This is a genomic window from Chryseobacterium sp. WX (assembly GCF_029542485.1).
Lineage (GTDB): Bacteria > Bacteroidota > Bacteroidia > Flavobacteriales > Weeksellaceae > Chryseobacterium > Chryseobacterium cucumeris.
The window spans coordinates 3,589,314-3,616,104 of the sequence record NZ_CP120710.1; the positions used below are offsets into that span (position 1 = coordinate 3,589,314).

Sequence of the window (26,791 nt, forward strand, 5' to 3'; positions counted from 1 at the left end):
TATCATACATCAATCTAGCATTAATTTTAAAATGAGTAATTTTGTAAAACTTTTTTTCAATGTACAAATCGCTCATTCGTCCGATCCTTTTCAAATTTGATCCTGAAGAAGTTCATCATTTTACATTTTCAATGCTTAAAAATTTTGGATTTCTTACCAAACTGTTTTTACCAAAACCTATTGAAGACAAGCGTCTGGAAAGAGAAGTTTTCGGATTAAAATTTAAAAATCCTGTAGGACTGGCTGCGGGTTTTGATAAGAATGCAGTGTTATTTAACGAATTGGGAGATCTTGGTTTCGGATTTGTAGAAATCGGAACGGTAACTCCAAGAGCTCAGGCCGGAAATCCTAAGAAAAGATTGTTCCGTCTGATTGAAGATGGTGGGATCATCAACAGAATGGGATTCAACAACGATGGTCTTGAAGCTGCTATTGAAAAGCTGAAATCTAACAAAGGAAAAATAATCATCGGTGGAAACATCGGGAAAAATACAGATACAAGCCCGGAAAATTATACCCAGGATTATCTGGACTGTTTTGAAGGTCTTCATCCTCATGTAGATTACTTTGTCCTAAATGTAAGCTGCCCGAATGTTGGAAGCCACGCCAAGCTGGAAGACGTAGACTATCTGAAAGAGCTGATTACGGAAGTGAAAAAGATAAACCAGTCAAAATCTGTACAGAAACCTATATTACTGAAAATTGCACCGGATTTGAATAATAATCAATTGGATGAAATTATTGAACTGATTGCAGAAACAAAAATCGATGGAATTGTAGTGTCCAATACTTCTGTGAACAGAGAAGGGCTGAAAACCTCCCCCGAAGTTTTAGAACAGATAGGAAATGGTGGATTAAGTGGAAAGCCCATCCGTGAAAGAAGTACAAAAATGATCAAATACCTTTCTGATAAAAGCAACAGGGCATTTCCAATCATTGGAGTAGGAGGAATTCATTCTGCTAAAGATGCGATGGAGAAGCTGGATGCAGGAGCTGTATTGGTTCAGTTGTACACCGGATTTATTTATGAAGGCCCGCAACTGATCAACGACATCAATCAGGAATTACTAAAAAGAGCCAGCAGATTACCGAGATAAAATAAAAGAGAGTTGATATGACTCTCTTTTTTATTTTGACTTTACAACAGATGCGTTTTTAATATTTACTGTAAGCGTATGGGGCGGAGTGCTTTCGGATTTGCCTATTTTATAGGTAATTGTTTGTTTGTCTTTGGATTTCGTTTTGGTAACGTCATATATATTCTCCCGGCAGCTCTCAGTAAGGAATTCTTCATAGTTTTTATAATTCCAGTCTTTTGTGAAGTACAGTACTCTATAGCCTTTTTCTCCTTCACTTGCCCCGCACTGTCCACAGGCATTAAAATTCGATGTCTGCTCAAAGTACAATAAAACCCGGTTCCCGTTTTCTCCTGAAGAATAGGAAATTAGCTCGTTTCCGCCTGCTTTATTGATAAAATCATAGGTGTTGATTTTTTTATTATTCGGTAAGTACAGATAATTGTTGAGGCGGTAGATCATAGCATTGCCCGTAAATAATTTTGCAGGCAGAACTTTTTTCCCAAAATAAAAAGACCCCGTCACCGGATTTTTATCCGTATTGATCTTTTCAAATATAAGATATTCCTGCGGCGAAAGCTTTTGTGCCATCTCATCCGTTTTTTCAACTTTCTGCAGCGAGGTGATCTGCTCTTTCAGAAGCTTTGATTTCTGTTTTTGTTTCGTCCCAAAATTATACAGCGACAAACTTCCATAATAGTCATATATTCCGGTAAGCGGGATTTTCTTTTTGTATTTGTCATAATAATACCATCCATCCACATAATGCTGGTATTGATCACAATCGACAATGCCTGTGTAGCTAAGTTCAACAGTAATTGGTATTCCTCCGATTTCCCCGGTAAAAGTCTGGGAAGAATCTGTTACTTTCTTTAATTCAACTTTTTGACCGATAAAAAAAGTGAGGAAAAAGAAAAAGAAGACACTGAAAATTTTTTTCATGGTTGAGTTGTCGTGGATTTTAGTTTTTTTTAAATGAAGAAGTGTGCGATGGTATAGATGATCAATCCTACCAGCCCACCGACCAGCGTCCCGTTCACTCTGATAAACTGCAGATCTTTTCCCACTTCCAGTTCCAGCTTTTCACTGAGTTCTTTTCCCTGCCAGTTTCCAACGGTAGTACTGATGAGATTCCCGAATTGATGAGTGTTTTTCAGAATATATTTATAAGCTGTCACCCGAACCCAATGATCAATTTTGTTCTGAAGATTTTCATCTGTTTTTAAATTCTGGGCAAACTCATTCAAATTTTTAGTAAGATAGTTTTTCAAAGCCGAGTTTTCATCCTGAAGTTCTTTCATCAATGTTTTTTTTATGGAAACCCAGATATCATTGGAATATTCATCCAGTTTATCATTTTTTAGAAGACCGTTTTTAATGGTTTTAAACTCTTCATCCCACTTTGGATCTTCTTTCAGGTCAACTGAGAATTCATGAATTTTTTGGGTTATCAATGCTCTTACTTCATGTTGGGGATCTTCTTCTATTTCCTTGAAAAACTCAGAAAGCCCATCGGCAATTTTATCAGCGATTTTATTATCTACGAAAGATGGAATGAACGAATAACTGCCTTTTTTTACCCGATCCTGAATCATTTCATCGTTTTCAATGATGTATTCTTTGATCTGTTTTGAAAGATTGGTGATGATTCTCTGATGGTCATTTTTTTCCAATATGTAGCCAATTCCGTTTCCCACCACTTTGTTAAGCTTGATATCATCGGTCATTTCAGAAACCTTTTTGCTGATAAACTGGCTTACCGTAGAATCATCCAGTTTATTGAGGATATCAAGAACGATATCTGACAGGTTTTTAATCAAAATCTCCTGGCTCTTTTCCTTACCCAGCCATTCACCGACAAAGTTGGAAACTTTAAGTTTTTGGATATAAGGACGTATATTTTGAGGAGAAAGAAAGTTACCCACCACAAAACTTCCAAGGTTGTCTCCCAATCTCTGTTTACTGTTTTCAATCAGATTGGTGTGGGGAATGGGAAGGCCAAGAGGATGCCGGAATAATGCAGTGACCGCAAACCAGTCCGCAAGAGCACCCACCATTGCCGCTTCGGAAAAGGCCCGGACATAGCCAATCCAGTGAGAGTTATCAGACTTCTGTAAAATAGTGGTAACAATGAAAATAACAGCCATCAGGACAAATAATCCGGTGGCAAATGCTTTATATTTTCTAAGTTGTTTTCTTTTTGCTTCGTCATTCATATTCTCAAATTTACTAAATTTGGTTATGAAACCATTCGTGGTTAAAGAATTAAAATTTACTATGAAATTTTTAATTTCAATAACCCTATTAATTATTCTGCAGGCATGTACGCAGAAATATGAACCTATTAAAAAAACTCCTATGGAAAATACACAAGCAAAAAGCAATCCATATTACTCCAGAACAGATACTTCAAAACTCAATGTTTCCAATGAAGAATGGAAAAAAATCCTTGCTCCGGATCTATACGCAATAGCCAGAGAAGCGGCAACAGAAAGAGCTTTTACAGGAAAATATAACGAATTTGATGAGGTAGGAGAATATTATTGTGCGGTATGTGGAAATCATCTGTTCCGTTCGACATCAAAATTTTCCAGCAGCTGTGGCTGGCCGAGTTTCTTTGAAGCTGATAAAGAAGGAGTCTATTATGTAAGAGATCAGTCGTACGGTATGGATAGAGTAGAGGTACTTTGTAAAAGATGTGATTCCCATCTGGGACATGTTTTTGATGACGGTCCGAAGCCTACAGGATTAAGATATTGTATGAATTCTATAAGTCTGGAATTTGTTCCGGATTCTCAAAAATAACCACTTTAATTCACAAAATCAGGACGTTAAAGTTTCTTAAATAGCGTTAAACTTTGTAGAGTTATAACCCCTTGGTAATTATGTTTTTATAATTTTGCCTCACTAATTTGGATTTATATAGTATTGAATGAAAGGATTTTATAGCGTATTAGGCCTTGTTTACATGGTGACGACTTCATTCTACATTTCCCCAAAAGTGGTGGTGAAAAGTGAGAATGTGAAAACAACGAAAACTGAAAAAGTAGCTGAAACGAAATCTGAGAAGAACACTGCAGCAGTGTCTTCATCAGAAGCACTGTACCAATCTATTGCATTTGAGCCGGGGCATGAACTGAATTATGAAGTGTTCTCAAAAGCATTGACGGGCTATGAAAATTTAAAAAAAGCAGGATTGCTTACCCAGGATTCGCATTTATTAACTATCTGCGATTTTTCTATGTCTTCTAACACAAAAAGACTTTGGATTATTGACCTCGAAGACAAAAAAGTTCTGTTCAACTCATTGGTAGCACACGGAAAAAATACCGGCGAAGAATTTGCGACGAATTTTTCTAACAAGGAAAGTTCGCTGCAGAGTAGTCTTGGATTTTATATCACGGATGCAACCTATCAGGGTGATAACGGATACTCTCTGAAATTATTGGGAATGGATAAGGGCTTTAATGATGCTGCATACAGAAGAGCAATTGTAATGCATGGTGCGGATTATGTGAGTGATGCATTTGCTGCGATGCACAAAAGAATCGGAAGAAGCTGGGGATGCCCTGCCGTCCCAAGAGAACTGACGCAGTCTATAATCAACACGATTAAAGGAAAAAACTGTCTGTTCATCTATTATCCTGATCAGAATTATCTTTCTTCCTCAGAATGGTTGAAAGCGTAAGATTAAAAAAGCAGTCATTTTTGACTGCTTTTTAATTTTTGGAAGGAAATTCCACAGTAAATACACTTCCTTTGGATACTTCAGAATTGATAGTCAATTTTCCTTCGTGTATTTCTACAATTCTTTTTACAATGGAAAGACCGATTCCGTTTCCTTTTTCGAAACTCTTATTGGAACCGCGGTAAAAAAGATCAAAAATTTTTGAAAGATCCTTTTCTGAAATACCGATCCCATGATCAATAAAATGGATTTTGATATGTTCCTGTTGGGTTTCTATCTCAATATGACAGCTTTTGTCTGCCGAATATTTACAGGCATTCTCTATTAAGTTCGAAAAAGCAACCTGCAGCAGGTAAGGATTACCATAAAAATCATAATTGTTTTCATCATCATCTGAGGCATTGCTCATATAATTGATCCCGATTTTGAAGCCGGCATTTTTCTGCAGCAATGCAAGCTTAGCTTCTGCTAAAATCTCATCCAGACGTAGATTGGTAAAACTGATTTGTGATACATCATAGCTGGCTCTGGCAAAATCCAAAAGAGCAGAAGATAGTTCCGAAGCATCATTGGCATCCTGCAGGGCATTGTCAATAGAAAGCTTATAGTCATCCAGGGTCACGTTAAGTTCCTTGGCAAGCTCAAGCTCAGCAATTAAGGTAGAAAGAGGTGTCCGGAACTCATGGGAAATAGTGGTCACGAATTGCTTATGATTGTTGAAGGATTTTTCAAGCCTGTTGAAGGTAGAATTAAAAGTTTCCGTGAGTTCATAAATCTCATCTTTTGCCTTGGGAATATCCAGCCGTTTATTAAGGTTGTGCTCTGAAATATCACGGATCTGGAGAATGATATCCTTTAAAGGCTTAAGCGTATAATAGGAAAAAAGAAATCCTATAATAAAAATGATAACAATCGAACTGATGTAGATGATGATGATATCTTTTTTAAACTCAGAAATATGGGCCTTTCCCGTGACGTCTATCGCACTTCCAATAATATAATATTTTTCTCCGTTGGAGGAGAGCTGAATGGCAATATACTGACGATCACCCCGCTGCCAGAATATTCTGTTTTTATCGGATCTGATCATTTTATCCAGATATTTTTCATTGCTTTTGAGAGGAGGAAGATCTGTGAAGGTAAGTTCTTTTTTGCTGTTATAAACGCTGATGTCTGCTTCATTCAGAAGTTTTTGGTTACGCTGGTGGAGTTCACGGATTTTTTCATCACTGATTCTGGCATCAAATATAAATTCTGAACGCCAGATCACTTTGTATCCCAGCCGGTCATTGAATTCATCTTCTCTGTTTTTTTCAGAAACAAAATAAAGAACGTAAGCAAACAAAAATAAGATGCCTGCCGTAAGGATGGAATAAATGAGTGCTGTTCGGGTTGCTATTTTCATAATTGTGAAGCAAAAATAAATCCTACTCCGGGTTTGGTGTGAATCAGTTTATGATCAAAATTTTTATCAATCTTTTTCCGTAAATAAGCAATATAGACATCAATATAATTGGTTCCGGTGTCGAAATGATTCCCCCACACATTTTCGGCAATTTCTTCACGGGTAAGAATTCTTTCGGCATTGCTTACCAGAAATACCAGGAGTTTAAATTCTTTGGGAGTGAGTTCTATTTCCGCTCCGTTTCTGAAAACTCTGTTGAATTTCTTATCGATCTTCAGGTCATGATATTCGAGTTCGGTCAGATAAGCTTCTTTATTTTTATTTGATCTCCTCTGCAGAATAGCTTTGATTCTCACATAGAGCTCCCTAATCTCAAAAGGTTTCACCATATAGTCATCTGCTCCGGCGTCAAATCCTTCAATTTTTTCATCAATCGTTCCAAGAGCGGTAAGCATGATGATGGGAAGGTCAGGATATTGCTGTTTGATCAGTTTGGACAGATCAATACCACTCATTTTCGGGAGCATAATATCCGTAATGGCCAGATCAAATGTTATTTTATTCAGCAGGACAATCGCATCTTCTGCATCTTCCGAAATATAAACCTGATATTGCTGGCTTTCCAGCCCTCTTTTCAAAAGGCTTGAAACACGTGAGTTATCTTCTACAATTAAAATTTTCATAAAGAAATACGATGAATAGGGGTGTTGGTTTTCAAACGTTTTTTTGATTTTAAAAGCCTGACTTTCATTTATTCCCAAAGCACTGTGCAAAGGTATTTTATATTTTTCTTTTATCAGAAAACATTCCCCCTTTTAATAGTTTTCTATAAGGTTTCTAATAGATTTCTAATACCTGTCGGGCTTTTAGCAATCTAATTTTGTCCCGTTGAAATCAACAAAAGATAAGAATAGAAAAATATGAAGACTACCTCTTTCAAAACAGCAATTGCGTTGTTTTCCTTATTAGGACTTATGGGGAAATTAGAAGCCCAGAAAAAAAATGATTTTAATAATCCCGGATTGACTCATTATTTCAATGAAGATCACTCAAGATATATTTCCTTTAGCGGATATGCAGAATTGTGGGCCAGATATACCCAGCTTAACCCTGGAAGCCTTGTCAATAACGAAGCAAAATCAGACCTGTCTGACCTTTCGCTTAGAAGGGTTCGTGTAAAAATGACTTATAAGCCAACAGAAAAGCTGATGTTTGTATTGCAGGGTGGAACTACCAACGTGAATGTCAATGCAAAAGGAAGTAATTATTTTGACCTTCTGGATGCCTACGCTGAATATACTTTTAATGATAAAATTGCTTTTGGTGCAGGACGTTCTACATGGCGCGGCCTCTCAAGATTTACTACAGGACCTTTGAATACGCTGTTATACGACCTTCCAGCTTACGCAACCTCCAATGCGGGAACAACAGATTATACCGTAAGGGAATTGAGTGCCTATATTAAAGGACAGCTCGGAAGATTTGATTACCGTCTGGTAGTGGCTGATCCTTATACCATGGCAACTTCTGATCCGAAACTGAATGTAGCTTCCTTTAGTAAAAACTCCCCTGGAAAAGACTTCTCAGGATATTTCAGATATGCTTTTTTGGACAAGGAAAATATTTCCACTCCCTTTAATGCAGGAACTTATGTAGGGAAGAAGAATGTACTGAGTCTGGGAGCTGGGTTTGATTATATTCACAATGCATTATGGCATCTGGATTCCGGTAAAAATACAGTGAATGATGATATGAAAAGCTTTGCAGTAGATTTATTTTATGATGCACCACTGAATAAAGAAAAAGGGACGTCAATAAGCGCTTATGGGATGGCGATGCATAACGACTACGGACCCAATTATATCCGGTATGTTGGTACCAATAATCCTGCAACTTCTGTAGATGTTACACAAGCGAGTCTGAATGGAGCAGGAAATGCAATGCCTGTAATCGGAACCGGAAATACATATTATGTACAACTGGGAGGAACTCTGCCTTATCTGGATAAAGAAAAGAAAAGTCTTCAGCTTCAGCCTGCCGTAGGAATGCAGCTGTCAGATCTGAAAGGACTTCATGATAATGCTGTGATCTATGATGCAGGAATATCTCTGCTGATGAACGGAATGTCTTCCCGTTTAACCTTTGACGCTCAGAACAGACCTGTTTATACCAATGACCCTTCAAACAATGCCGTAGTTTCAGACCGGAAATGGCAGTTTGTCCTTAAATACAGAATAGATTTTAATTAAAATAAATAACAATGGAAAGAAGAAAATTTTTATTCCGCTCAGTCCAGGCTTCTGCTTTGCTGCTGATCTCAGGAAATATGTTTGCGTCTGCTTTACCCATGTTTAATCCTAAAAAAAAGAAAAAAGTGTACTTCCATTATTTGTTGTTCTGGCTTAGAAAAGACCTTTCCGGGCCTGAGGTAAAAGAATTTGAAAATTTTTTTGAAGGCCTTAAAAAGCTTCCTTATCAGAAGAATCTCCGTTACGGAAAACCGGCAGCTTCCAGCCCGAGAAGTGTTTTAGACAGCACATTTACTTATAATGCTTCTATGGAGTTCGATAGCCTGGAAGAACTTGAAGCTTATGGAAAACTTCCTGAGCATCTTGCTTTGGTTCAGAAATATAAACCATTCTTTGAAAGAATGCTGGTTTATGATACTGTTTATAATTAAAAATAAAAAATTAAATTTATAATGAAAAATATCATTAAGGGCTTAAGCCTTGTTTTAGTAGTAAGTACTGTAGGATTTATGAATGCACAACACAAAAACCATAAAAATGTAAGTGTCACTTCGGAGACCTCCACTGAGTTTATTCCTGCTATAAGATTAATCAACAATCCTGACGGATCATGTACTTTTGAGAAAGGGAAAATCCCCACTCTTAAACACATGAATACCACAACATTCTGGATGAGCAATAAAACGGAGGAGTGGGAAAAAAATGCTCATCCGGCTCCCAGAAGACAATATGTGATTACCATCAAGGGCAATATAAGATTTAAAGTAACGGATGGCTCCACTTTTATGATTAAACCGGGAGTAGTTCTTCTTGCAGAAGACCTTAAAGGAACCGGCCACAGCTGGGATATGGTGAAAAGCAAAGAATGGGAGAGACTCTATATTCCGATTGCTGAAAATGCCGATGATTTTTTTATTCCGGATGCTCAATAGTTACAAGTCAATCTCTTTATAAGGGGTATATAATTCGTTATGTTTGAAGCAGTCAGTTTTGACTGCTTTTTTCTTTTGAAGAATTATTGTAGAAATTCTTTAATAACAGCTCTGGCTTCCTCAATGCTATTGCTGATTCGGGCAATTATTTTTCCGTTTTCATCGATGATGAAATGAAGAGGATAGCTTGTAGCATTCACTTTTTTTTGGAAGTCTTTGTTTACATCAAAAAAGTTTATCCAATCCGCATTATTTTTCTTTAAAATATTCCTGGCAACCTCCATTCTATTGGGTTTTTGCTCGTCTGTAATTGTAATGAAGTTTACATTTTGACCTTTATATTCATGATACAGATTCACAATTTCAGGCATACTTTTTATGCAAGGGGCGCAAGTCGTTGACCAATAATCAATAAAGGTTAATTTATATTTCTTAAAATCTTCCGAAGTCAGTTTATTCCCGTTTTCAAAATAAATGTCAGGTATTTTTTGTCCAATGGATGTAGATTGTTCTGCGTTTAAACGAGCTTCAACACCTTTGTATAATGCGTTTTGTTTAAATTTTGCGGAAAATAAATGTAAGTTTTTCAAATAAGCAGGATGGTAATCGTTAAGAGTATAATCATTCACAATTTCCCATAATGCAACATACGAATTGGGATTTTTCCTGATGTATTCTCCTAAAAATTCCTGTTTTTTATCTATATTGATCAAGCTATCACCTTGATAGGGATTTTTTGATTTTATATAAAACGGTTCCAATGATTTTTGTAAAATCTTATATTCTCTGTTGGTAGGGGAGTCTATATTAAGTTCTACATTATTAAAGTCTTTGGGTAAATCAATTTTATATTTTCCTCCTTCTAAGAAAAATACTTTTGTACTATAACCCGCTTTACCGTTCTTTCCCATATAACCAAACGCTACTGGTTGAGGATATTCTGTAAAACCACTGGCAATATTTTTCTTTTGAATCTTAAAATAATAAATAGAATGTTTCATCCTGATCTTTTTTCCAAAATCAGAAATGTTGTTGTTGGTTTGTATTTTGAATGTATAAAGCTCTCCGAACCCGTTTCTGGTGGCTGGAGCTCCTAACATAAGGCTATCATTAATGTATGAATCTGAACTGAGATCAATTTCAAAATTATTCTGACAATAAAGAAAATTCGAAATAAGAATTAATAATGCATAGAAAAGTTTCTTCATAAAATATTTTGTGACGGAACGAACTTACAAAAACTTTTATATATAAAAAATCCCTGCGCTTTAAAAACACAAGGATTGTAATTATTTCCGTTAAATATTTTCAGAATTTTATTCTTCTGACTAAGGAAGAATGTATAATTCAATTTCAGATATGAAAATCTGTCGTAAGTTTATGATAATTAAGAGAATTTCTTAAAAACAACAGTTGCATTATGTCCTCCGAATCCAAAGGCATTACTCAGCGCAAAATTGATGTTTTTTTCTTTTGCTTCTCCGAAAACAATATTGATATCCTGAGGAATATTCTCATCAATACTGTGAAGATTGATTGTTGGAGGAATAATTCCATTCTGAATAGCCTTGATTGAAAGAATGGCTTCTACCGCTCCGGCAGCACCCAGCAAATGCCCGGTCATGGACTTTGTGGCACTGATATCAAGGTTTTTACTTCCCTTAAATGCTTTATTGATGGCTGTTAATTCAACCATATCTCCTAATGGAGTGGAAGTAGCATGAGGGTTAATATAATCAATGTCTTCCATGTTAGCTCCTGCTTCTTTCACGGCCAGTTGCATTGCTTTGATGGCTCCTGCTCCTTCCGGATGGGGTGCTGTCATATGATAAGCATCTGCCGTCATGGCGGCTCCGGCTAATTCTGCATAAATTTTTGCTCCTCTGGCGACAGCATGTTCGTATTCTTCAAGCACCAGTGCTCCTGCACCTTCACCCATTACAAAACCATCTCTGTCTGCATCATAAGGACGGCTCGCGCTAGCAAAGTCATCATTCCTTGTAGACATGGCTTTCATAATAGAGAATCCTCCGATGGATGCCGGAGTGATAGCAGCTTCGGAACCTCCACTGACAATTACTTTTGCTTTCCCGAGACGGATATAATTGAAAGCATCCATCAATGCTGTATTTCCCGTAGCACAGGCAGAAACTGTAGTATAATTGATTCCCTGAAGCCCATATTTCATAGAAATCATTCCTGAAGCCATATTGGCAATAAACTTCGGTACAAAGAACGGATTGAAACGTGGTGTTCCATCTCCAGCAGCGAAATCCATTACTTCTTTTTCAAAAGTCCACATTCCGCCCTGTCCTGTTCCCCAGATCACTCCTGTATCAAAAGGATCCATCTTTTCAAGTTCCAGGCCGGAATCCTGAATGGCTTCTGATGAGGCATACATGGCATATTGTGTAAACAAATCACTTCTCTTGATTTCGTTATGATTCAGATATACTTTAGGATCAAAGTCTTTTACCTCACAGGCAAAATGAACTTTAAACTTTTCCGTATCGAAATGGGTAATGAGTCCTGCTCCGCTGACTCCTTTAATACTGTTTTGCCAAAATTCTTCGACATTATTTCCCAAAGGCGTCACTGCGCCCAGACCTGTAATGACAACTCTCTTCATACTTAGTTATTGATTTTGAATAAATTAGAGGTTCCTCTTGCGATCAATCGTGTTTTGTCTGCGTTCCATATCTCGCATTGTGCATTTACGAATTGTTTACCTCTTTTAATGATTTTAGTTTCGGCTACAATATTATCATTTTCTTTTGCAGTTGAAAAATAATCGATGACATTATTTATCGTGGTAATGAAAGAATTTTCATTTAAAGAAAACATAGTAGCGCCAATGATATCGTATATAATGGCAGCGGTAACTCCACCGTGGAGGTTTCCGATAGGATTCAGCCATTCCGGTCTTATGGTATATTGAAATTCCAGCTGACCTTCTTCTGCAGAAAGAACAACAGGATTGAGCCATTTCATAAAAGGAGAAGGTGACTGGTCAAATTCTTTTCCGATGAATTGTTTTAATTGTGCTAATCTATCCATACGTGCGTTTTTATTTTTCTAAGATCATCGTTACTCCCTGTCCACGTGCTGCGCAAATGGATATAAATCCTTTTCCACTGCCTTTTTCATGGAGAAGTTTTGCCAGTGTTGCGATAATTCTTCCTCCCGTTGCTGCAAAAGGGTGGGCGGCGGCGAGACTTCCTCCTTTTATATTCAGTTTACTTCTGTCTATTTTCCCAAGAGCTTTTTCCAATCCGAATTTTTTGGCCAGCTCATCATTTTCCCAGATTTTTATTGTGGCTAAAACCTGCGCCGCAAATGCTTCGTGAATTTCATAATAATCAAAATCAGATAAATTCATGCCTGCTTTTTTAAGCATTCTCTCTGCTGCAAAAACAGGAGCAAGAAGTAAATCCTGTTTATTTTCAACATATTCTATTCCTGCCAGTTCTGAAAAAGTGATATAAGCTAAGACAGGAAGGTTATTAGCTTTTGCCCATTCTTCACTGGCCAGCAAAACTGCGGAAGCACCATCCGTAAATGGCGTTGAATTTCCTGCCGTTAAAGTTCCGTTCTGTTTATCAAAAGCGGGTTTCAGTTGTGAGAGCTTTTCAATACTGCTATCGCGTCTTAAGTTATTATCTTTCTCTAAACCAAAAGCAGGAGTAATCATATCATCAAAAAACCCTTCATCATAAGCTTTTGCCATATTCTGGTGGCTTTTTAAGGCTAGTTCATCCTGTTCTTCTCTGGAAATCTTGTAATATTTGGCGGTAATTTCTGTGTGTTCACCCATGACAAGACCTGTTTTGGGTTCCTGCCCTTTATAAGGAATGGGCATCCAGTCTTTGAGCTTCGGGCTTAGCAGTTGTTTTATTTTTCCAAACGCTGATTTCTCTTTATTGGCTTTTAACAGGGCTTTTCTTAACCTTGGTGAAGACTCAAATGGAATGTTGCTCATGGCTTCCACACCGCATGCAATACCACAGTCTATCTGACCCAGAGCAATTTTATTTCCGATATAAATAGCAGCTTCAATTCCTGTATCACATGCCTGCTGTAGATCACATGCAGGTGTTGCAGGGTCAAGAGTGGTATTCATCACTGTTTCTCTGATGAGGTTGCTCTCAGAAATATGTTTAATGACTGCACCACCCGCAACTTCTCCGAGTCGTTTTCCTTTTAAATGATAACGATCTATTAATCCGTTGAGAGAAGCAAGAAGAAGATCCTGATTGCCCTGCTCTGAATAAGCGGTATTCATTCTGGCAAAAGGAATTCTGTTGTATCCTACAATAGCCACTTTTTTTGTTTCCATATGGTATTATTTATGATGGAAGAATATTGAGTTCATGATCAATCATATGACTGACTTTATCTAAAGCGTGGTTGAGAAAACTTTGGTCACCCATTGTTTTTGAAAGTAGAATTCCACCTTCAATAAGCATGATGAATAAGGACGCATATTGCTCAGCATTCACTTTTTTATTAATTTCCCCTTTACTTTGTCCTTCAGCAATGGCATTTGATATTTTTGTCATCCATTGTTCAAAAGACCTTTTCACCTGTGCTTTTAAGGCAGGAAAAGAATCGTCAGCTTCGGTTGCAGCATTCATTAACGGACAGCCGCCGTTGGCAAAGACAAACTTCCAGTTTTTCCGGTAAAAATCTACAAAAGCATGCAGTTTATCCAATGAAGTTGGATACTCATTACCAAAAGAGCGGCTAAGTGTTTTGCCCAGTAATCCCGCATTGTATTTATAAACCTCAATGGCTACTTCATCCTTGTTTTCAAAATTTCCATAGATGCTGCCTTTCGTCAGTCCGGTTGCCTGAGTAATGTCAGACAGCGATGTGGAAATATAACCCTTGGTATTAAAAAGGTTTGCTGTTTTCTCGATAATATGCTGTTTCGTTTTTTCTGCCTTCGACATTATAAATGTTTAAATATGATGCAAATATACAAAAATATACCACTCGGTATATTTTATTTAAAAAAGTTTAATCAGGTAATATTCTAACTTTTAAGTTTTGGCTGAGGCTAATGGATTCTTTTTAAATTAAAAAACGGACTAAAAGCCCGTTTCTATTGATATTGAATGATTACTTAAATTAGTTTTCCAACGTAGCATTCAATGTGATTTCAAAGTTGAATGCTGCACTTACAGGGCATCCTTCTTCAGCAATCTTAGCAAATTTCTGGAATTCTTCTTCTGAGATTCCCGGAACTTTAGCAGTAAGAGTCAGTTCAGATTTTGTAATCTTACCAATATTGGGATCAAGGGTAATTACAGAAGTCGTCTTTAATTCTTCAGGATTATAGCCTGCCTGAGATAATTCTGCATCCAGTTTCATGGTGAAACATCCTGCGTGGGCTGCTGCCAGCAATTCTTCAGGGTTGGTACCTACACCATCCGCAAAACGGCTGTTGAAAGAATATTGAGTCTGGTTTAAAGTTGTACTCTGAGTTGTTAAATGTCCTTTTCCTTCTTTAATGGTACCGTTCCAAACGGCTGTTGCGTTACGTCTCATAATGTTTGTTTTTGTATTTAGTAATGTTGTTTGATTTTGATGTTACAAAGGTATATCTATGGCGGGGAGTATTCAATAGATAAAATGACTTAACTATTGTACTTTTTTCCCGTGATGTAATTTTTTTTAAAATTTACCGGTGTGCTTCCTGTTTTATTCGTGAAAAGGCGGTTGAAATAGGCGGGATCTTCATAACCCAGATCATAAGCAATTTCTTTGACAGGTTTATCCGTATAAAAAAGTAACCTTTTTGCTTCTAATAAAATTCTGTTAATAATAAACTGGTTGGGAGACTCCAGCTTTAAGTTTTTAAATTTATGAGTTAAAGTTTTCGGAGCGATGTGAAGAAGCTCTGCATAATCAGCAACATTATGTTTTTCTCTGAAATGAATTTCCAGATGCCTGCTGAAATCTCTGAAAATATCAAGCTCACTGCCTGGTATTTTGAGCGTATCATTATCCAGATTTTGTTTCTTCCACTTGCGGGTAGCCCTAATGATGATCTGTTTTACATAGGTTCTGATCATTTCCTCTGCCGAAGAATCCTTCCATTCAAGTTCATCCTGAATATTTTGAAACAAACTTTTTATAAGAGAAGTTTCTGAATCATCAAGTTCTACAAAAGGAATTTCAAATACATTATGAAAGAGAAGGCCGTCACAAGCCACTTCCTTATCATGGATCTGGATACAGTAGAAATCCCGGTTGTAGAAAAGAAGAATAGATTCATCTTTGCCTTTTTGGATACTCAAATGTTGGTTGGTGAGGAAGAAAAGTGAAGGTTTCTTTGTTTTATAATGATTAAAATCTACTGTAAGTTCATATCCTGAAGGAATAAAAAATACTTTAATATCTGAAGAGAATCGACTTCCGTTGAAATTCTCCAGATTTTCTTCTGAAAATACTTCCAGTCCGAGTCTTTTATAGTGATCTTCAAAAATAAGCTGTTGCGGCATACTTTAACTTTAGTTTAAAGATAAAAAAAAAGCATGATTTGAACTGTATTAAATTACTTAACCTATGATTTCTTATGTTGGATATAAAAAATTGAAATAAAATAAATTCAAAATATGTTTTTACATTGATATTATTTTATCATTTTTACAAAGATTTGTATTGTAACCTAAAAGTATTAACCTTTTTTCATAACTGCCTGTATGAGCGAATTAGAAAATATTCTGAGAGAAATAACTCCACTATCTCCTGAGGATAGTTTTCTCGTGTTTGACAGGATTAAAGCCTCATTTGACTTTCCATATCACTATCATCCGGAAATTGAAATCAACTTTATTTATAAAGGGAAAGGCTACCGAAGAATGATCGGAGACCATACCGGAGAGATCGGAAATATAGAGTTGGTACTGGTAGGACCCAATTTACCACACTGTTGGGCAAATTACAGATGTAAGAACAGAAAAACCCACGAAATCACCATACAATTTAATCAGGATTTCTTTCAACAGTCACTGATGGAGAAAAATATCCTGAAACCTATCAATAATCTGATGAAAGACTCCATCAGAGGAATTCTTTTTTCTACAGAAACGGCTGAGAAACTAAAAGATTCGTTTCTCAATCTTTCAAAGATGAACAGCTTTGAATCTTTTATAGAAATTATGAAAATTCTGAATGAACTTGCCGTTGCAGATAATAAAACACTTTTATCCTCATATAGTATTGAGCTTGAGTCTTTTGCAGATAATGATAAAATGAAGATTGTTCATGATTTTGTTCATAAAAATTTTGAGAACAAAATAACGCTGGATAATGTAGCATCATTGGTGAATATGAGCAATGTGACGTTTAACAGATTTATCAAAAAAAGAACAGGGAAAACTTTTGTTAATTATCTTAATGAAATTAGAATAAGTTATGCTGCGCGCTGGTTGATGGAAAAAAATCTTACTGTTTTTGAAATTGCTTTTGAGGCAGGTTTTAATAATATTGCGAACTTCAATAAGGTATTTAAATCCATCAAAAAGACAACTCCAACCGAATTTAAAGAACAATTTAAAGGAGTTAAAAAGATTGAATAATATGTATTAAAAATGTACAGCTTTCTGTTTTATATCTTATCTGACATCCTGTAATTCCGTCCAGAAATCTACTTATATTTTGTCCAAATATCAGAATAAATCCCCTTTTTTTAATTGTTCGGGAAGTGTTGTATTTTGTTGATATTTAGAGTGTTAATGGCTTTTGATTTTGATTGCTGAAAAAATAATATCGTTTTATGATAAAATAGTATTATATCAGACTGGCAACAAAATTTAGATTTGTGAATGTGAATTAAATCTTAACAAAACTTTAAATTATTTAATACTTAAACGGCAAAATTTTGTTGAAAAAACAATAATTTTTTTTGTATTAAAAAATAAAGTAATGTCACTGATTCTCAATTAAATCTAACGAATCTATACCTTATGAGAAAAGCAGTTATACCCGTTCTGTTCGTTTTTTCACTTACTGCGAATGCACAGGAGAAAAAAACAGCCGACACTACGAAGACAACCAGTATTGAGGAGGTCGTGGTCACCTCTTTGGGGATAAAAAGGCAGGCCCGCTCTTTGACGTATTCCAGTCAACAGATTGGCGGGGATGAGCTTACAGAAGTGAAAACTCCCAATCTATTAAATTCGATCAACGGAAAAGTTTCCAATGTGCAGATCAACAGAACCAATGGTGTAGGTAGCTCCGTAAGGGTGGTCATGAGAGGAGATAAATCTGTCAACAGTGCACAGCCACTGTATGTGATTGATGGTATTCCTATTATCAACGGAACAGGAAAATCAGCAGATATCGGACAGTATTCCAATATGCCGGATCCGGGGGATGTATTGAGCTCCATCAATCCTGATGATATTGAAAGCATCAACTTCCTGAAAGGAGCTTCTGCTTCTGCATTGTACGGTTCTGCCGGAGGTAACGGAGCTATCCTGATTACGACTAAAAAAGGACGTGCAGGGAAAAGTTCAATTACTTACAGCTCCAGCCTTACAGTGGACAGGGCTTATAGTCTTCCAAAACTACAGCACAGTTATCTGTCTTATGACCCTTCTGTATCGGGATCACAGCCGGGACAGTCGGTAGAAAGCTGGGGCGCAAAAGGATCTTCTAAAGATTATCTTAAAGACTTCCTTCAGACAGGAACAACTTGGGTAAATAGCCTTTCTTTTCAGTCAGGAAATGAGAGATCAACAAGTTATTTCTCAATCGGAAATACCACCAACAAAGGAGTGGTTCCCATGTCTTATTTTGATCAGTATAACGTTTCTTTCAGAAATTCAAGTAAGTTTCTGGATGATAAATTAACATTAGATGCCAACTTCATCGGTTCATTACAGGAAAGTAAGAACAGACAGACTCCCGGAGCATCTTTTTCTCCTTTGACGAGTTTGTACTGGTTGCCAAGAGGTGTAGATTTTGATCAGTATGGTCCAGATAATTACACTTACTTAAATAAAGAAAGATTTTTACCTGCTCAAAACTGGTGGGAGGTTAATCCCGATGGAAGTTTTAAAGGAAACCCTCCAACACAGAACCCTTATTGGATTTTAAACCGTAATCCGGTTACTGTAAGCAATAAAAATACCTATGGAGCGCTTTCATTATCTTACCAGATCAATCCCTGGTTAACGGCAAGAGTAAGAGGAAATTATAGCTGGAATATTTCAGACAGTCAGCGTGATATTGCTGCTTTTTCAGCACCTACTTTACTGGCTGTTAAGGAAGGAATTAATGGAAGAATTCTTAAGAATACCTATGAAAACTCTTCAACATATGGGGACGCGTTGCTTATCGGTAGTCCTAAAATTAGTGAGTCTTTCTCTTTAGATTTTACGTTAGGAGGAAGTATCAATACAACAAGAAATAAAATAGGACAAATTGATAACGCATATCTGACAAACCCTAACCTTTTCACTGTGAGTAATCTTGAATGGGGTAAAAAAAGATCCCCTGGTGATGGATATCATAATATCTATACCAATATGAAGAAGCAGGTACAATCTGTATTTGCAAGTGCTACAGTAGGGTATAAAAATATGTTTTATGTGGATATGACTTTTAGAAATGACTGGGATTCCAGTCTGGCCTTAACAGGGAGAACGGGATTTGACTATGAATCTGTAGGAGCTAATGCTGTATTATCTTCTGTTTTCAAACTTCCGGAAGTCATTAGTTTCTGGAAAGTAAGAGGATCTTATGCAACGGTAGGATTAGGGTTGCCTACCAATATTTCCAATGCTATGATTGAATATAATAAAGGATATACTGTTGGCGTAGATGCGGGAACACTTGTGTTTCCAAAGAGTTCATTCATTACTGATCCTAAGTATAAAGACCTGTTTCCGAAACCTGAATTTAATAAAACTTTTGAAGTTGGAACAGAGCTAAGGATGTTTAGTAATAAATTAAGTTTTGATATTACTTACTACAACTCCAATACGAGTAATCAATTGTTAGAAACAAAAATAGATTCTTATTTCGGAGGAATAGCTCCTGGATCATATTATATCAACGCAGGAAAAATCCGAAATACAGGTTTTGAATCTTCATTGTCATATAAGGTCTTCAGTTCAGAAAAATTTGGATGGACAACTACATTAAATGCATCGGCTAACAAAAATACTATTGTTGAATTATTTCCACCAAGCTTACCTATATCAGAAAACCAACTTTTCTCATTAACAGGTGGAGGGGAATACACTAAACTGAAATTAGGAGGATCTTTTGGTGATCTTTACGGAATTAAGTTCAAAAGAGATGATCAGGGACGTATTTTAGTGAATGAAAAAGGAATCCCATTAGCAGAAGGTACTCCTTCTTATCTGGGTAATCCGAACCCTAAGTTTATTATGGGATTCAATAACTCCTTTAACATTGGTAAGCTGGGAATCTCTTTCCTTATTGATGGTAAATTTGGAGGGAAGGTACTTTCCCTTACAGAAAAAGCAAACGATATCTATGGAGTTAGTCAGTCTACAGCTGATGCAAGAGATGCAGGCGGGGTATCTATTCCAAATGCAGTATATGCACCAGGAACACCAAATGCGGGACAGGCTTACACGGGTTTAACTAATGCAAAAGATTACTATAAAGCAGTAGGAACAACAGAAGGGTTTGGAAAAGGTATTGATGAAGCCTATCTGTACAGTGCTACAACAATACGTTTACGCCAGGCTTCCATTTCATATACTTTTGATATTCAATCTAAATATATGAGAAACGCAACCGTAAGCTTAGTAGGAACCAACTTATTTTTCTTCTACAAAAAAGCACCATTTGATCCTGAGCAGGTATCAGGAAATACACCTGGTGGAGTAGGGGTAGATTCATTCGGATTACCGGTTACCCGATCTATTGGATTATCATTAAAAGCTAACTTTTAACTTTTACAATTAAGAAAATGAAAATCAATCATATTAAAATATTGGCATTCGGAGCTGTACTGTTATTTTCTGCTTCAGGATGTACTAATGACTTTGAACAGTATAATCAGGAAAAAGCAGGAGGTCCTGAAAATTTTTACGCTGATTTCATCGCTGTTGTTGATCCCATGAAATCCATGCAGAGAGGATTACAGTCAGATTATCAGCTGTACCCTAACCTTAGTGCAGATATGTACAGTGGAATGTTCAGTACAGCAACACCATTTAACGGAGGGGTAAATAATCTAACCTATTCAATGATGGATGGATGGAATAACAGAATTATTGCCAGACAACAGGATATTTTCAATTACTCTCTTATTATTGATAATACGGCTAAGGAAATCTATAAAGGAGTAGATTTTACAGGAACATTTGCTGTAAAAAAGATTTTGAAAGTCATTACAGCCGCAAGAGTTTCAGACAGTCATGGCCCTGTAGTTTACAGCAAATATGAAAAACCCAATCCGAATGGAGTAACTGATTTTGATTCTCAACAGGAAGCCTACAACTATTTTATTGCTGATCTTACTGCAGCTATTAACGATTTGCAGAAAGTAATTGCCATGTCAGCAACACAGAATGTAGAAGATAAATCGGCATTGAAAAAAGCAGATTTAGTATATGGCGGAAATATGGCTCAATGGGCAAAATTTGCCAATTCATTAAAGCTGAGGTTAGCCATGAGAATGAGCTATGCTGATCCTGCAAAATCTAAACAATATGCAGAAGAAGCACTAGCTTCACCTGCAGGATTGATTACTGACAATGCAGATAATGCGTTGATCAGTGTAGGACAGTCAGAATTGAGTTTTATTATTTACTCATGGGGAGATTGTCTGATCGGAGCCCCTTTGATGGCATATATGAACGGATACAATGACCCAAGACTTCCGGCATATGCTATTCCTGCATCTGACCCAAGCTTACAGGGAAAATATATAGGAATACGTCAGGGTATTGATTTATTAAATGGTAAATCAACATACGGAGGGTTCTCGCAGCCACAGGCAAAATCTGCCAGCGGAGATTATTTTTCCGGTACCGATGGTAAAATGAAATTATTCACCGCTGCAGAAACATGGTTCCTTAGAGCTGAAGCTGCTTTGAGAGGATATGCAGGAGCAGGAGATATTCAAACCAACTATACAACCGGAGTTCAGCAGTCTTTCGGGGAATGGGGGAAAAGTGCTAATGTTGCTGCTTATCTTGCCGATAATACTTCTACTGAAGCACCTTATATTGATCCGAAAAATGCAGACAATAACGTACTTGTTGGAAACCCCCAGTTAAGTACTATTACGATTGCGTGGAATAACGGCGATACCAACGAAAGAAAATTAGAAAGAATTATTACCCAAAAATGGCTTTCTCTTTATCCAAACGGACCGGAAGCATGGGCTGAGCAGAGAAGAACAGGATATCCGGTTCTTTTCAAGGTAAGAAAAAATGATAGCGGCGGAGCCATCAGTACAGAAGCAATGATAAGGAGAATTCCTTTTACTATTGATACCAAAACGTCATTATATAATTACCAGCAAGCTGCTCAAATGCTGAACGGTCCTGATACCGGAGGTACAAAACTTTGGTGGGATAAGAAATAAAAAATATTCAGAATCACTCATTAATAAAGAGACATCTCAAGATCAGATTTTTATTTGATGCATTCATTAAGGCGGGAGAATAGAGTAGAATCTCCAAAAAATTTATAGTTTCGTTTTTTTAGCCTGAATGTATTTTTGAGATGTTCTCTTTTATTTAGAATCTTATTTTAAATATGGGAAAAAACAACTCCGGAACCCGTCGGATTCAGCCGATTCTTTGGATTTCAACATTATATTTTGCAATGGGAGTGCCCTTTGTAACCATTAATGCGGTTTCAGGAATCATGTATAAAGATATGGGGGTTTCGGACTCGCAGATTACTTTCTGGACTGCCCTTATCATGTTCTCCTGGACATTAAAACCTCTTTGGAGCCCTTTTCTGGAGATCTATAAAACCAAAAAATTCTTCGTTGTTTTTACTCAGTTTGCGATAGGAATTCTGTTTGCATTAGTGGCCTTAAGCCTGCCAATGCATGCTTTTTTCAAATACAGTATTGCCCTTTTTGCGATAGTTGCATTTTGCGGAGCTACCCATGATGTGGTAGCAGACGGAACGTATATTGGGTTTTTGACCAATAAAGAGCAGGCAAAGTATATTGGATGGCAAGGTGCTTTTTACAACCTGGCGAAGATTATCAGCAGTGGAGCACTCGTTTATTTTGCCGGGGTTTTAGAAAAGACAAAAGGGGTAACCCATGCCTGGATGATCATTATGGTGATCTATGCATTACTCTTTTTTGTACTGGCTATTTACCACTATTTCATTCTGCCGAAGGAAAACAAAGAAGAACGGAAAGATGGAAAGACTGCCGGAAATGTTCGTCAGGAACTATTGGAAGTGATTACCTCTTTCTTCACCAAAAAGAAAATTCTATGGTGTATCCTCTTTATAATTCTGTACCGTTTTGCAGAAGGATTTGCGATCAAAATTGCGCCTTTATTTTTTAAAGCTCCAAGAACATTAGGAGGATTAGGATTATCTACTTCCGATATCGGGCTTATTTATGGGACATATGGTTCTGCAGCATTCATCCTGGGGTCCGTATTGGCAGGGTATTTTATCTCAGCCCGCGGATTGAAAAGATCTTTGATATGGCTATGCTGTGCATTCAATATTCCATTTGTGGTCTATGCATTACTGGCTTATTATCAGCCGGCAGATCTTTTACCGGTAGGAATTGCGGTGGTAGTGGAATATTTCGGTTACGGATTTGGTTTTGTGGGACTAATGCTCTACATGATGCAGCAGATTGCACCCGGAAAACACAAAACGGCACATTACGCATTTGCAACAGGGATTATGAATCTTGGCGTAATGATTCCCGGAATGATCAGTGGAACGATCAGTGACTGGATCGGATACAAAATTTTCTTTATCTGGGTCTTGATTGCTACCATTCCTGCATTTTTGGTCACTTTATTTGTTCCTTTTCCTCATCCGGAAAATCAGAAAGAACAACAAATCAATTCATAATAATTAAAAATAAAAAAGTAAAAAATACTTTATGACAGCTCAATCAGTAATGATCCCTTGGCAGGATCGCCCGGAAGGTTGTAATGATATCATGTGGAGGTTTTCCGAAAACCCGATCATTAACAGATACGCTATACCAACATCCAACAGTATATTCAACAGTGCCGTAATTCCTTTTGAGGACGGATTTGCCGGAGTGTTCCGTTGCGACAACAAGGCAGTACAGATGAATATTTTTGCTGGTTTCAGTAAAGACGGAATCAATTGGGATATCAATCATGACCCTATTGAAATGCAGGCAGGAAATACGGATATGATTGAATCCGATTACAAATACGATCCACGTGTAACTTTTATTGAAGACCGCTACTGGATCACCTGGTGCAACGGATACAATGGACCTACCATCGGAATTGGGTATACTTTTGATTTTAAAGAATTTTTTCAGTGTGAAAATGCCTTTCTTCCATTCAACAGAAATGGTGTTTTATTCCCTGAGAAAATCAATGGTAAATATGCCATGTTGAGCCGTCCGAGTGATAATGGACATACACCTTTCGGAGATATTTATATCAGCTATAGCCCTGATATGAAATACTGGGGTGAACACCGTTGCGTGATGAAAGTAACGCCTTTCGAAGACAGTGCATGGCAGTGTACTAAAATCGGAGGAGGGCCGGTTCCTATCAAAACAGAGGAAGGATGGCTGCTTTTCTATCATGGCGTGATCAATACCTGCAGAGGATTCAGATATTCAATGGGAGCTGCTTTGCTTGATCTTGAAGATCCTACAAAAGTGTTGTACAGAACGAAGCCTTATTTATTGGCTCCGGCTGAATTGTATGAACTGACAGGAGATGTACCCAATGTGGTTTTCCCTTGTGCAGCATTGACTGAAGGAGACAAAGTAACAGTATATTATGGTGCTGCTGATACCGTAGTTGCGATTGCCTTTGGATATATCTCAGAAATCATTGATTTTATGAAAAAGAATTCAATTTAATACAGTAATATAAAGTTTAGGAAAATAGGTTAATCATCTTAATTTTTCCGTTTGCTGGGAATTTTATAATGGTTTTCCTATTTTTAAACCAACTTTTAAATAAAAAAATCTCCGATACCTCTCTTATCATGAAAAAAGAACTGTTAATCTGCTTTTTTACCACCCTGATTTCTGTAGCTAGTGCCCAGCAAAATAAAAACGATGTTTTATCCTGGGTAGATCCTTTCATAGGCACAGGAGGACATGGGCATACTTTTCCTGGGGCAACCACGCCATTTGGAATGATACAGCTGAGTCCGGATCAGAATACAAAAAGTGGCGACTGGGACTGGTGCTCAGGATACCACTACAGCAGCAAAACGATTATGGGATTCAGCCATAACCATTTGAGTGGAACGGGTTGGGCAGACCTTGGAGATATTCTGGTAATGCCTACCGTAGGGCAGATTAAAATGGTTCCAGGATCAGAAGATAAACCGGAAACAGGATACCGTTCAAAATTTACGCACGATAAAGAAATAGCGTCTCCGGGGTATTATTCTGTAATGCTGGACAGCTATGGAATCAAAGCAGAGCTGACCGCTTCTCCAAGAGTCGGATTTCATAAATATACTTTCCCGAAAAGTAGTGAAGCTAATATCATTATTGATCCTACCAACAAAATCTTCGGAAATATCTACCATACTTTAGTAAGTGTGGAAGGCAATAATAAAATCAAAGGATACTGCTACAGCAATGGCTGGGGAGGTAAACGGTTTGCTTACTTCGTGATGGAGTTTTCCAAACCGTTTAAGTCTTACGGTGTTTATGCTGACGGAAAAATCAAAAATGATGAAAAAATTGCCCTTGCCAAAGATGCGAAAGCTTTTGTGAGATTTTCCACAGAAGATCAGGAAAGCATTGAAGTAAAAGTATCTCTATCTCCGGTGAGTACAGAAAATGCACAGGAAAATTTTGATACGGAAGCAACAAATGTTGATTTTGCCAAAGCAAAAGAAACAGCCCAAAAAACCTGGAGAGATCTGATCGGCAGATTTCAGGTGACAGGAGGAACGGATAGCCAGAGAAAAATTTTCTATACCGGAGTTTACCATACCTTCATTGCACCGAATTTATATATGGACGTGAATGGAGATTATGTTGCCGCTCAGGAAAACATGAATGCCAAATGGTTTACCAACTACAGTACGTATTCTTACTGGGATGGATTCAGGGCAACACATCCATTATTGACTATTATGGATCAAAAACATACAAAAGAATTTGCCAATTCCCTGATCAGCAGATATACAGATCGTAAAGATCACATGCCGATCTGGGAGCTTTGCGGATATGATAACTTCTGTATGTTAGGATATCACAGTACCTCGGTAATCTGGGATGCCATTTCAAAAGGAGTTCCGGGTATTGATGCAGAAAAAGCATTTGCCGCGATGAAAGATGCTTCTTTAACAGATAAAATGAGCAGCAGCGATGGTGGTGGCGGTCTTAATGATTATATCAAATTAGGCTATACTCCATCAGAAAACGGAGCTTCAGTTTCTGCAACATTAGAATATTCATATGATGACTGGTGTATTCAGCAGCTTGCAGAAAAATTAGGTAAAAAAGAAGAATCGGAAGTATATAAAAAACGTTCTATGAACTTCCTGAATACCTTCAATAAAGAAAATAATCACTTCTGGCCAAGACAAAAAGACGGTAAATTCTTAGCAGATTTTACTCTTAACGATTGGAAAAAACTTCAGCCACACTGGGTTTCCGGAAACATCTGGGCGTACGACTTCTTTGTTCCTCATCAGATTGATGAAATGATGAATCTGTACGGAGGGAAAAAAGGATTTGAAGAAAAACTGGATAAAACCTTCACAGAAGCACTTCATATGGAAGGAGAACAACATGTTGATATCTCAGGATTCATCGGATCTTTAGGATTCGGGGATGAGCCTGGTCATCATGTTCCATACCTGTACAACTATGCAGGAAGTCCTTACAAGACTCAGAAAATGGTAAAATATATCCGCGACAATATGTACGCGGCGAAACCAGACGGAATTGTCAATAATGAAGACTGCGGCCAGATGTCAGCATGGTATATCTTCTCATCATTAGGATTCTATCCTGTGACACCGGGGAAACCTGTTTATGCCATCGGTGCACCACAATTCCCGAAAGCATCATTAAAATTAGAAAATGGAAAAACTTTTACCGTGATCGCTGACAAGATATCCGACAAGAATATCTATGTACAGAAAATGTTCCTGAACGGTAAAGAATACAAAAGCTGGGAGCTGAATCACAGTGATATCATGAACGGTGGTGAATTGAGATTCGTAATGGGAAGCAAACCAGTAAAATAAGACTCATAAAAATAAACGAA

23 protein-coding genes are annotated in these 26,791 nt (G+C 37.2%); 12 read left to right on the forward strand and 11 right to left on the reverse strand.

Annotated features, from left to right (window positions below):
- Window positions 1–59 precede the first annotated feature (59 nt).
- A complete protein-coding gene (locus PZ898_RS16205; protein WP_123278614.1) occupies window positions 60–1,097 on the forward strand; it encodes a quinone-dependent dihydroorotate dehydrogenase in 1,038 nt (345 codons plus the stop codon).
- Window positions 1,098–1,127: 30 nt separating this feature from the next.
- Here the strand turns inward: PZ898_RS16205 and PZ898_RS16210 are convergent, their stop codons facing one another.
- Window positions 1,128–2,018 carry a hypothetical protein gene (locus tag PZ898_RS16210; protein WP_277693763.1) on the reverse strand — a complete coding sequence of 297 codons (891 nt, stop codon included), beginning with the start codon at window positions 2,016–2,018 and terminating at the stop codon, window positions 1,128–1,130.
- A gap of 29 nt (window positions 2,019–2,047) precedes the next feature.
- Window positions 2,048–3,292: a DUF445 domain-containing protein gene (locus PZ898_RS16215; protein ID WP_277693764.1), complete on the reverse strand. Its 1,245-nt coding sequence runs from the start codon at window positions 3,290–3,292 to the stop codon at window positions 2,048–2,050.
- A 142-nt stretch (window positions 3,293–3,434) separates the two neighbouring features.
- On the opposite strand from PZ898_RS16215, the gene msrB reads away from it, so the two are divergent.
- Window positions 3,435–3,881 carry a peptide-methionine (R)-S-oxide reductase MsrB gene (gene msrB, locus PZ898_RS16220; RefSeq protein ID WP_238349664.1) on the forward strand — a complete coding sequence of 149 codons (447 nt, stop codon included), beginning with the start codon at window positions 3,435–3,437 and terminating at the stop codon, window positions 3,879–3,881.
- A 127-nt stretch (window positions 3,882–4,008) separates the two neighbouring features.
- Entirely contained in the window at window positions 4,009–4,764 is a 756-nt protein-coding gene (locus PZ898_RS16225) for a murein L,D-transpeptidase catalytic domain family protein (protein WP_120232464.1), read from the forward strand.
- A 31-nt stretch (window positions 4,765–4,795) separates the two neighbouring features.
- On the opposite strand, the gene PZ898_RS16230 is transcribed toward PZ898_RS16225, so the two are convergent.
- A complete protein-coding gene (locus PZ898_RS16230; RefSeq protein ID WP_277693765.1) occupies window positions 4,796–6,169 on the reverse strand; it encodes a HAMP domain-containing sensor histidine kinase in 1,374 nt (457 codons plus the stop codon).
- The gene (locus PZ898_RS16235) at window positions 6,166–6,852 is read right to left on the reverse strand and encodes a response regulator transcription factor (protein WP_062673226.1); all 687 of its coding nucleotides are present in this window, start codon (window positions 6,850–6,852) and stop codon (window positions 6,166–6,168) included. The genes PZ898_RS16230 and PZ898_RS16235 overlap by 4 nt, the downstream gene beginning before the upstream one ends.
- A gap of 237 nt (window positions 6,853–7,089) precedes the next feature.
- On the opposite strand from PZ898_RS16235, the gene PZ898_RS16240 reads away from it, so the two are divergent.
- From PZ898_RS16240 to PZ898_RS16250, 3 genes are read left to right on the forward strand one after another with little or no spacing between them, the layout of a single operon-like run.
- Window positions 7,090–8,418 (forward strand): porin, encoded by a 1,329-nt coding sequence (locus tag PZ898_RS16240; protein ID WP_277693766.1) that lies wholly within the window; start codon window positions 7,090–7,092, stop codon window positions 8,416–8,418.
- An 11-nt stretch (window positions 8,419–8,429) separates the two neighbouring features.
- Entirely contained in the window at window positions 8,430–8,849 is a 420-nt protein-coding gene (locus PZ898_RS16245) for a Dabb family protein (protein ID WP_065119613.1), read from the forward strand.
- A gap of 21 nt (window positions 8,850–8,870) precedes the next feature.
- The gene (locus PZ898_RS16250; RefSeq protein WP_228412054.1) at window positions 8,871–9,350 is read left to right on the forward strand and encodes a hypothetical protein; all 480 of its coding nucleotides are present in this window, start codon (window positions 8,871–8,873) and stop codon (window positions 9,348–9,350) included.
- Between the two features lie 83 nt (window positions 9,351–9,433).
- Here the strand turns inward: PZ898_RS16250 and PZ898_RS16255 are convergent, their stop codons facing one another.
- The 7 genes from PZ898_RS16255 to PZ898_RS16285 form a co-directional block, all read right to left on the reverse strand.
- Window positions 9,434–10,558: a TlpA disulfide reductase family protein gene (locus PZ898_RS16255; protein WP_277693767.1), complete on the reverse strand. Its 1,125-nt coding sequence runs from the start codon at window positions 10,556–10,558 to the stop codon at window positions 9,434–9,436.
- A gap of 179 nt (window positions 10,559–10,737) precedes the next feature.
- Window positions 10,738–11,979 (reverse strand): beta-ketoacyl-ACP synthase II, encoded by a 1,242-nt coding sequence (fabF, locus tag PZ898_RS16260; protein ID WP_062673235.1) that lies wholly within the window; start codon window positions 11,977–11,979, stop codon window positions 10,738–10,740.
- A 2-nt stretch (window positions 11,980–11,981) separates the two neighbouring features.
- Window positions 11,982–12,407 (reverse strand): PaaI family thioesterase, encoded by a 426-nt coding sequence (locus tag PZ898_RS16265; protein ID WP_277693768.1) that lies wholly within the window; start codon window positions 12,405–12,407, stop codon window positions 11,982–11,984.
- Window positions 12,408–12,417: 10 nt separating this feature from the next.
- Window positions 12,418–13,686 carry an acetyl-CoA C-acetyltransferase gene (locus tag PZ898_RS16270; RefSeq protein WP_216443495.1) on the reverse strand — a complete coding sequence of 423 codons (1,269 nt, stop codon included), beginning with the start codon at window positions 13,684–13,686 and terminating at the stop codon, window positions 12,418–12,420.
- 10 nt (window positions 13,687–13,696) lie between these two features.
- The gene (locus PZ898_RS16275; RefSeq protein WP_120232470.1) at window positions 13,697–14,302 is read right to left on the reverse strand and encodes a TetR/AcrR family transcriptional regulator; all 606 of its coding nucleotides are present in this window, start codon (window positions 14,300–14,302) and stop codon (window positions 13,697–13,699) included.
- Between the two features lie 178 nt (window positions 14,303–14,480).
- Window positions 14,481–14,900: an OsmC family protein gene (locus PZ898_RS16280; protein WP_002982623.1), complete on the reverse strand. Its 420-nt coding sequence runs from the start codon at window positions 14,898–14,900 to the stop codon at window positions 14,481–14,483.
- A gap of 89 nt (window positions 14,901–14,989) precedes the next feature.
- Window positions 14,990–15,856: an AraC family transcriptional regulator gene (locus PZ898_RS16285; RefSeq protein ID WP_277693769.1), complete on the reverse strand. Its 867-nt coding sequence runs from the start codon at window positions 15,854–15,856 to the stop codon at window positions 14,990–14,992.
- Between the two features lie 201 nt (window positions 15,857–16,057).
- Between PZ898_RS16285 and PZ898_RS16290 the strand changes: the two genes are divergently transcribed.
- From PZ898_RS16290 to PZ898_RS16315, 6 genes are all read left to right on the forward strand, one after another.
- On the forward strand, window positions 16,058–16,936 hold the full coding sequence (locus PZ898_RS16290; protein WP_062673244.1) for an AraC family transcriptional regulator: 879 nt from the start codon (window positions 16,058–16,060) through the stop codon (window positions 16,934–16,936).
- A 387-nt stretch (window positions 16,937–17,323) separates the two neighbouring features.
- Window positions 17,324–20,290 (forward strand): SusC/RagA family TonB-linked outer membrane protein, encoded by a 2,967-nt coding sequence (locus PZ898_RS16295; protein ID WP_277693770.1) that lies wholly within the window; start codon window positions 17,324–17,326, stop codon window positions 20,288–20,290.
- Between the two features lie 17 nt (window positions 20,291–20,307).
- Window positions 20,308–21,933 (forward strand): SusD/RagB family nutrient-binding outer membrane lipoprotein, encoded by a 1,626-nt coding sequence (locus PZ898_RS16300; RefSeq protein WP_277693771.1) that lies wholly within the window; start codon window positions 20,308–20,310, stop codon window positions 21,931–21,933.
- A gap of 173 nt (window positions 21,934–22,106) precedes the next feature.
- Complete coding sequence (locus PZ898_RS16305) at window positions 22,107–23,408, forward strand: MFS transporter (RefSeq protein WP_062673248.1); 1,302 nt, start codon at window positions 22,107–22,109, stop codon at window positions 23,406–23,408.
- A 31-nt stretch (window positions 23,409–23,439) separates the two neighbouring features.
- Complete coding sequence (locus PZ898_RS16310) at window positions 23,440–24,411, forward strand: glycoside hydrolase family 130 protein (RefSeq protein ID WP_047376309.1); 972 nt, start codon at window positions 23,440–23,442, stop codon at window positions 24,409–24,411.
- Window positions 24,412–24,539: 128 nt separating this feature from the next.
- The gene (locus PZ898_RS16315; RefSeq protein WP_277693772.1) at window positions 24,540–26,771 is read left to right on the forward strand and encodes a GH92 family glycosyl hydrolase; all 2,232 of its coding nucleotides are present in this window, start codon (window positions 24,540–24,542) and stop codon (window positions 26,769–26,771) included.
- Window positions 26,772–26,791: the final 20 nt, after the last annotated feature.